The sequence below is a fragment of the Streptomyces sp. NPDC002958 genome, assembly GCF_055563255.1.
Map to the genome: position 1 here is coordinate 1 of NZ_JBVHDS010000073.1, position 2,320 is coordinate 2,320.

Here is a 2,320-nt window from a genome sequence, read left to right on the forward strand (position 1 = left end):
AGTGGTCGGCTGCGGAAGTTCTTCGGGGGTTGACTGCAGAGTCGGCGTGGTATCTGGTGTCCCGACTTGCCGGATCGCCACCGCGTCTTTCCGAAGGTCGAGTGGCGTCGAGGTTGATGTCGTGGACTTCTCCGCGGGCGTCGCGTCAGACTCATCGGCATGGTGCACCTGCGCGTTCTCACGAAAAGCGACTGGCCGTTGTGGCGGGAAGTTCGCCTTGCTGCGCTGGGCGAGGCACCGCAGGCGTTCAAGGCTCGGCTTGCGGACTGGCACAGCGGCGGGGAGGAGCAGTGGCGTGCGCGCTTGGAAATGCCCGACGCCCACAACATCGTTGCGTTGCTGGGCCGTCGAACGGTCGCGGTGGCCAGCGGCCTTCCTGGGGACAGCGGCGCATGCGAGCTGAGGTCGGTGTGGGTCAGTCCCCAGGCGCGGGGTCTCGGCGTCGGAGACCGGTTGATAGCGGCGGTCGAAAGGTGGGCCCTGCAGTCGGGTGCAACGAAGCTGAAACTCGCAGTGATCCCCGGCAACGAGCCGGCCATCGCGCTGTATCAGCGCAACGGCTTCGTCGTCGCGGAAGAGCTCGGAGACCTGTTGGCCGATGGTGTGACCAGGGAACGGGTGATGGTGAAGGCGCTTCACTGACGAGACGACACACAAGCTCGGCGGATCATTCCGCCTGCTTGCGTGGCCGTAGGAAACCTGGCGTCTTCAGATGTTTGGGGCGGTGAGGTAGAGGCCGCAGGCGCAGTCCAGGGCTTCTTCGGGGGTGCCGGCGAAGCTGCCGGTGGGCAGGATGGTGTCTTCGTACTTGTCGGTGCTGGCGAGGTAGAGGGCGAAGCCCCAGGTGCTGGCGGATCCGCCGTAGCGCAGGCGCATGAGCTTGATGCGCTCGCCGTCGGTCAGTTCGCCGTCGATGTAGGCGAACTGACCGCGGTAGCGGACGTCCAGGCCGGCGAGCTGCGGCCAGGCGGTACGGGCTCGCGCGGTCAGCTTCTGGGCGAGGGAGGTCTTGGTCGACTCCGGCACGGTGGGCATGGAGTCATCCTGCCTGGTCGCCCGCGACAGAGGTGCGGCAGGCTCCAGCCGGTAAGATCCACTTCTGCTGATCGGCCTGCCTGCCTTGCCCGTTGCTGCTGCCCGCCCGATATCGCTGACCGCCTCGCAGAGGCACCGGCTGAAGAAGATGGCCTACGGCCACAAGACTGCCCACCAGGCCCGGATGCGCGCGAACGTCGTGCTCCACGCTGCACGGGGCCGCTCCAACGCGCGCATCACCCGCGAGACGGGCCTGCACCTGGATACCGTGCGCAGGTGGCGGCGCCGGTTCGCCGAGCAGGGCATGGCCGGGCTGGCCGATCGCCAGCGCACCGGTCGCCCGCCCTCGTTCACCGCACTGCAGGCCGCCCAGGTCAAGGCCCTGGCCTGCCAACTGCCCGCCGAGACCGGAGCCCCGCTATCACGCTGGTCGTGCCCGGAGTTGGCCCGCGAGGCCAAGGTACGGGGCATCGTCCCGGCTGTGTCGGCCTCCACCGTGCGCCGCTGGCTGGCCCAGGACGCCCTCAAGCCCTGGCAGCACCGCTCCTGGATCTTCATCACCGACCCCGATTTCGGACCCAAGGCCGAACGAGTGCTGGACCTGTACGCCCGTACCTGGCAGGGTCGGCCGCTCGGACCGGACGAGTACGTCATCAGCGCCGACGAGAAGACCTCCATCCAGGCCCGCTGCCGCTGCCACCCCACCCTCGCCCCCGGGCAGGCCCGGGCGATGCGGGTCAACCACACCTACGGCCGCGGCGGCGCCCTGGCCTACCTCGCCGCCTACGACGTCCACCACGCCCAGGTCTTCGGCCGCACCGAGCCCAGGACCGGCATCGACCCGTTCATGAACCTGGTCGCCCAGGTCATGAGTGCCGAGCCCTACACGAACGCCAAGCGTGTGTTCTGGATTGTGGACAACGGCTCCTCCCACCGCGGGCAGAAGGCCGCCGACCGGCTGACCAGCGCCTTTCCGAACGCGGTCATGGTCCACACCCCGGTCCACGCCTCCTGGCTCAACCAGGTGGAGATCTACTTCTCCGTCGTCCAACGCAAGGTCGTCTCGCCCAACGACTTCGCCGACCTTGCCCAGGTCAGGAACCGGCTCCGAGCCTTCGAAGACCGCTACAACGCCACAGCACAGCCGTTCCAGTGGAAGTTCACCACCTCCGACCTGAACGATCTGCTGGCCAGACTCGACCGGCACACCGCCGATCACCAGGAAGAATCCTCCGACGGGCCAGCTACGTGATCAACCCCCGAAGGACTTCCGGAGCCGACCACT

Annotated in this window: 3 protein-coding genes; 2 read left to right on the plus strand and 1 reads right to left on the minus strand. The window is 67.8% G+C overall.

Annotated features, from left to right (window positions below):
* Nucleotides 1–159 precede the first annotated feature (159 nt).
* Nucleotides 160–642: a GNAT family N-acetyltransferase gene (locus tag ACZ3IC_RS34090; RefSeq protein ID WP_467422592.1), complete on the plus strand. Its 483-nt coding sequence runs from the start codon at nucleotides 160–162 to the stop codon at nucleotides 640–642.
* 66 nt (nucleotides 643–708) lie between these two features.
* Here ACZ3IC_RS34090 and ACZ3IC_RS34095 read toward each other — a convergent pair whose 3' ends face one another.
* On the minus strand, nucleotides 709–1,035 hold the full coding sequence (locus ACZ3IC_RS34095; protein ID WP_467422595.1) for a hypothetical protein: 327 nt from the start codon (nucleotides 1,033–1,035) through the stop codon (nucleotides 709–711).
* 85 nt (nucleotides 1,036–1,120) lie between these two features.
* On the opposite strand from ACZ3IC_RS34095, the gene ACZ3IC_RS34100 reads away from it, so the two are divergent.
* On the plus strand, nucleotides 1,121–2,287 hold the full coding sequence (locus ACZ3IC_RS34100; RefSeq protein WP_467422596.1) for an IS630 family transposase: 1,167 nt from the start codon (nucleotides 1,121–1,123) through the stop codon (nucleotides 2,285–2,287).
* The last annotated feature ends 33 nt before the right edge of the window (nucleotides 2,288–2,320 follow it).